Annotated in this window: 6 protein-coding genes and 1 pseudogene; 3 read left to right on the top strand and 4 right to left on the bottom strand. The window is 63.9% G+C overall.

From position 1 onward, the window contains the following. Positions 1–227: hypothetical protein (locus DT057_RS36305; protein WP_203236456.1), on the bottom strand; the 227-nt coding region annotated here is incomplete at its 3' end. On the opposite strand from DT057_RS36305, the gene DT057_RS33915 reads away from it, so the two are divergent. Then, on the top strand, positions 214–615 hold the full coding sequence (locus DT057_RS33915) for a DUF4267 domain-containing protein (protein ID WP_128566403.1): 402 nt from the start codon (positions 214–216) through the stop codon (positions 613–615). The two genes, DT057_RS36305 and DT057_RS33915, sit on opposite strands and share 14 nt — an antisense overlap. A gap of 138 nt (positions 616–753) precedes the next feature. Further along, on the top strand, positions 754–1,692 hold the full coding sequence (locus DT057_RS33910; RefSeq protein ID WP_128566402.1) for a homocysteine S-methyltransferase family protein: 939 nt from the start codon (positions 754–756) through the stop codon (positions 1,690–1,692). 253 nt (positions 1,693–1,945) lie between these two features. On the opposite strand, the gene DT057_RS37355 is transcribed toward DT057_RS33910, so the two are convergent. Both DT057_RS37355 and DT057_RS33905 read right to left on the bottom strand, forming a co-directional pair. Next, positions 1,946–2,260, bottom strand: coding sequence for an HGGxSTG domain-containing protein (locus DT057_RS37355; RefSeq protein ID WP_269153132.1), 315 nt, complete (start codon positions 2,258–2,260; stop codon positions 1,946–1,948). Beyond that, a complete protein-coding gene (locus DT057_RS33905) occupies positions 2,257–2,910 on the bottom strand; it encodes a hypothetical protein (RefSeq protein ID WP_128566401.1) in 654 nt (217 codons plus the stop codon). The genes DT057_RS37355 and DT057_RS33905 overlap by 4 nt, the downstream gene beginning before the upstream one ends. 470 nt (positions 2,911–3,380) lie before the next feature. Here DT057_RS33905 and DT057_RS33900 point away from each other — a divergent pair, with 470 nt between their 5' ends. Continuing rightward, positions 3,381–4,541 carry a helix-turn-helix transcriptional regulator gene (locus DT057_RS33900; protein WP_128566400.1) on the top strand — a complete coding sequence of 387 codons (1,161 nt, stop codon included), beginning with the start codon at positions 3,381–3,383 and terminating at the stop codon, positions 4,539–4,541. A 316-nt stretch (positions 4,542–4,857) separates the two neighbouring features. On the opposite strand, the pseudogene DT057_RS33890 reads toward DT057_RS33900, so the two are convergent. Further along, positions 4,858–5,122 (bottom strand): annotated as a pseudogene (locus DT057_RS33890) (HNH endonuclease); the annotation flags it as partial.

Genomic DNA, 5,122 nt, shown 5'->3' with positions numbered 1-5,122 from the left:
GCCAGGAGATCTGTGTTGATCTGATTGGCGTGCGTTGTAATTAGCACAGCGGCGCCGTCGCCCGCCTTGGGTGCCTCGCCAAGCGGCTCGGCGTGGACATCACCGGCTGACTGCCAGGACCACCACAGCTTCCGGGAACGTCTCCAGGATCGCTCACCGTCTGAACGAGCTTGCAATCCGCTCAGGAGCCCTAACAACGTCGGGAGGAACAGCGTGGCTTTCGCCAATCGACCGCTCTCCACCTCAGCAGCGGGCTTCTGGGCCGTCCTGGGCCTCTCCGCTGTGTTCCTGTGTCTGGGCGCACTGTTTGTCGCGGCTCCGACACTCGGGGCTTCGATCTTCGGCGTTCCGGCTCCCGGCGACATCGGTGACGCGTACCTGCGAGCCATTGGCTTTCGTGATGCCGCCCTGGCGCTCTACCTCGCTGGCCTCGCGTGCTTCTCGACCTGTCGCGCCGTGTGCATCGTGCTCGGCGCGAGTACCATCATCCCGATCTGCGATATTGGTCTCGTGCTGGCCGTTGGCACCGCTGCATGGTGGCAGATCGCGCTCCATGCTCTGAGTGCCCTCTGCCTGATCATCGTGACGGCCTGCGTGTCGCTCAGCACGGCTTGAATGTGTGTCGCAGTCTGCGGCAGCAAAGCATCGAAGTGGGGTTCACGATTGGCCGCAGTGTCAAAGTCTAAGCTGTGCTGACGAAGTGCCGAGATCGAAGGCGAATTGTACACGACGAAACGAGGAAGGTGGGCTTCCATGGCGAATGTTTCCAAAGAGTTACCGCAGGTCCGAGGCGGCATCTTCCTAGCCGATGGCGGGCTCGAAACCACGCTGGTTTTCCTGAAGGGTATCGATCTGCCTTCCTTTGCAGCTTTTCCGCTGGTTCTAAGCGAGGCTGGACGAGAGACGCTGACCCGCTACTTCGCGCCGTACCTCGCGGAGGCGAAGCGCCGGGGCGTCGGCTTCATCCTGGATACGCCGACGTGGCGAGCTAATCCCGATTGGGCCGAAAAGCTCGGGCTCGGGCTGGACGACCTGCTCGAAGCTAATCATCGGGCTGTCACCTTCGCCGCAGAGCTGCGGGATAAAGCCGGCGTCCCCTCTATATCGATTGTCCTGAACGGCGTGATTGGTCCAAGGGGGGACGGTTACGTTGTTGGCTCAGCCATGACTGCGGACGAGGCTGCACGCTACCATCGTCCGCAGATCGAGGCGCTTCGGGACGGAGGCGCCGACATGGTGAGCGCTATCACCATGACCTACGCAGAGGAGGCGGTCGGCATCGCGCGTGCCGCGCGCGCCTGCGGGATGTCCGTCGCACTCTCCTTCACCGTCGAAACCGACGGTCGACTTCCGTCTGGGCAGGATTTGAAGGCCGCGATCGAGGAGACGGACGCGGCAACAGGCAACACGCCGGCCTATTACATGATCAACTGCGCCCATCCGGATCACTTTCGAGGAGCGCTTGCCTCCGGCGAGCCCTGGCTCAACCGCATCCTGGGGATCAGGGCAAACGCATCCCGGAAAAGCCATGCTGAACTTGATGTCTCGACCGAGCTCGACATCGGCGACCCCGCGGAGCTAGGTCGACAGTACCGAGATTTGCGCTCGCATCTGCCCAATCTTCGCGTCTTCGGCGGCTGCTGTGGCACGGACCATCGCCACATTGCGGCTATATGCGAGGCGTGCCTTTGATCCGCGTGCCTTCATCTTAAGAGAAAAGTCGGTGTATATGCTGTAACCAGAGACGGATAGTGACAAGCCGGACGAACTCCAGACTACGCGATCTTTTATACAAATTTCCGTTGATCGAGACGCACTGGGGTGGCGGCAGAGGCGCAGCGGTGACTCTGTCCTCGGGCTTGGAGCTTGAGGAGGATGCCATGATAACGTCCGCACCTCACGCCGCATCGCGATTGCCCCGGACGCCAGGAACAGGCGCCGGAGGCTACTGCTCCTCGACCATCCGCGTCGCGGCCCGCAGATCCCGCACGGTCCGCGCCAGCATCCGCCTGAAGGCGATCGCCTTGGCTGACCGCCGCCCGTGCTTCCAGGTCGAGCGCCGCGAGCGCTCCAGGCCCTCCGGCGTCTGTGGGCCAGTGCTCGCGCCTCCGTGCATCCGGCATCGTCCGTTCGCCATGGCGGGCTGCCGGCACGATCCCCTATCCAGCCGATGAGCCCCACAGCGGGGCGCAGCATCTGCATGATCTAAGGCAGCTCGCCAGTCGGGCGCATAGGGTTCGTCGGCTGAAATCGCCGTCACCCCCTACCCCTCCGCCGCACCGGAGACCCCCCGGTCACGCTGCCCGCTACCACGGCCTGAGCGCCCTCGCCGATGTGGTTGTGCTGGACCATCACGACCTGCCTCCCGCCCGAGCGCACCCGCTGCAGGGTCTGCATGCCGGCCTGGAACGAGCCCGTCAGGCGGGCGTAGGCGCGAGCCATCCGCTCGGCCTCGACGCACGCCGCCTGCCGGCTCGGCCCCAGCGTCCGGCTGGCCTCGTCGAGGTGCTGCTGCATGACGGCCGCCGCCTTCATGGCGGCGACGTGGGCGGTGGCGAGCTGGTGGGCCAGCATGCGCTCCAGCCCGTCGGCGGCCCGGATGGTGTCGGCCGTGTCGAGGGCCATCTTCAGGCAGCCGGCATCCTTGGCCAGATCCAACCGGTCGCGACTGGCATCGGCCGCCACGGCGTCGGGGTTGGCCATGGTGTCGAGGATGGCCGGCAGGGCGGTCGTGGCGAAGTCGTCTGCGGGCACGAGCTCGCCGCCGGCCGTGCGCGGCGTGGCGGGGTCAAGCGGGGTGCGCACCTCCGCCTCGTAGCGGTCCGCGATCGCGGAGGGGCCGCCGGCTTCCTCGGCCCGGATGCGCTGTGCCCAGAGGAGGGTTTCGCCGGATCTGCGTTGGTTGGACATGCGGGCATACTACACGAACTTGCGAGTGAGTTCACCTGCAGGAAGCCAAGGCTTCGCTCTCCGAGCCAGAAATTCACACCTGTTCGGGAGTGTACGATCTGCTGTGTTTAGGCAGGCTTGTCGAAAACGGGCGTGACGAACTCCCGCGTGTCCTTGCTGGGAACAACAGGGGTGATCTCGAACGTCCCCCTGGTTCCGCCCCGGCCCAGCATTCGACAGCGTTCGCCCGTTATCGATGCGAGATCCAAGCGTGGCCTATTGATCGTAGATGCAAACGGAGGAGGGCCGAGGGCCCGGAGGCCAGGGGTGCGCGGTTCCTGTCATCTAATCAGATGACGCCAAACTCCCTCGCATCAACAGAGTGGCTTTTCAGTGCTGCCGACTCTCATTCGAGCCGGCATTTCTGGTTCGCGCGTGATCTCGCGTCACTTGTCCTGAGGCGCATCTCATCTCGTATCACGGAGTAAGACATGCCCGCATCAGAGGCCGATTACGGCGACCTCATCGATGCCATCTACGAGGCAGCGGCGGCGCCAGAGCTCTGGTCGAGGACGCTGGTGCAGGTCGCCGACTACGTCGGCGCAGCCGGCGGCATGCTCGCCTTTCATGATCCAAGCGGACCGGGCAGCTTCATCATCACAGGTCGCCTGCGCGAAGACCTCGATCGCTTGTATATCAAGCAGTATACTCGCAATCCCTACGCGGTCGCTCTTGCGAGAGCGCCAGCGAATCGACTGATCCTCGCCAATTCTTTGGTCGACGTTGCTGAGGTTCGACGCACTGCATTTCACGCCGACATCCTCGCTCCTCAGGCGATTAGCGAGATGCTCGTAGCTGTTCATCCGAGCTTGACGCAGCGCGGTAGTAGTGGCGGGGTATCCTTCGCGCTTACCCAGGCACAGAGTGATTATCGCGATGAGATCGCCACACGAATGAGGCGTCTCGTGCCCCATCTCGCCCGAGCAATCGACCTGTCTCTGCAAGTCGGCCGACCAAGCGCTAAAGCGAGCGAAGCCGCTTCACTCCTCGACGCTCTTTCCGGGCCGATGTTGCTTGTCGATGCCCGCGGCCGCATCGTCCTTGCGAACCGCGACGCGGAAGCTCTCCTGTCGCAGGTTGACGGGCTGAGTGTCGGCTCTCCTGATCACAGCGTGTTGTGCGCGAGCCTTGGTTCCGAGACGCGCAAGCTGGCCGGCCTCATCAATGCATGTCTGACCGTGAACGTTGAGGGACACCGGCACCCCGGTGCGGTGCGCGTGACGCGCCCATCAGGCAAGCCGGGATTTCTCGTTGTGGCCACTCCGCTTCCAGCGGCGCTTACCGCCAGCTGGGGCGCATTGCAGCAAGCGCGTGCTCTGATCCAAATTGTTGACCCTGCTGCTGCGCTGGAATTGCAAGCAGCTTTACTCGGACAAGCAATGGATCTCACACAGGCGCAGGTAAGAGTTGCAGCATTGATCAGTGCCGGTCTCAGTGTGCCGCAAGCGGCTGAGCTCATGAAGCTGGCCCCAACAACTGTGCGTACACACCTTGCACGCTGTTTCGAGAAGACCGGCACGCACTCGCAGGTGGAGCTCGCGCGCCTTGTTGCCTCTCTTCCGGCAGCCGTACCAAGCAAGCGCGAAAGCTAAGGGAGCAATGGGGTGCGCAGATGTCATCAAATCTACTTTGTCAGTCGACTGCACTCAGTAAGTCATGTTCTCAAACTTAGAGAAACTCTGCTTCTGAACGCCCCGTGAGCGCATTCGCCGGCCGGATTTAGCCCACCACCGTCCGGGCATCTCAGTGTCCGCTCTGATCCATGATACGGGCGAGGTTGGCGCCACGCTTCGCCGTCGCAGTAGAGCGCGTACTCGCCGAACATCCGGCGGGCCGACACCGCGCCCGCCGCGCTGGCCTGCTCCAGGATGAAGTACACGGTGCTCTGTTGCGACGCCATGCCGGATCTCAGCGCCGGAACGGGTAGCGGCCGAGGAAGAGGTCGCCGAGCGCCTTGCGCAGCCGGTAGGTGTACTGGCGCTGGCGCAGGTGCTCGGGCCGGTCGTGCAGGATGTGGCAGCGCTGGCAGAGCGCCCTCAGGTTGGCCGGGTCGTTGTTGCCGGGATCGTGGTTGAGGTGGGCACAGGCCAGCACCACCCGCGTGACCCTGATCTCAGTGCCCGCTGGCAGGTGTTCCGGTGGCGCCAGCTTCAGGCGGCGTCCCCGCCCGCTG

The organism is Methylobacterium crusticola (genome assembly GCF_003574465.1).
GTDB classification, from domain to species: domain Bacteria; phylum Pseudomonadota; class Alphaproteobacteria; order Rhizobiales; family Beijerinckiaceae; genus Methylobacterium; species Methylobacterium crusticola.
Note: the sequence above shows the minus strand (reverse complement) of the source record. Positions and strands in the feature narration are given on the sequence as shown.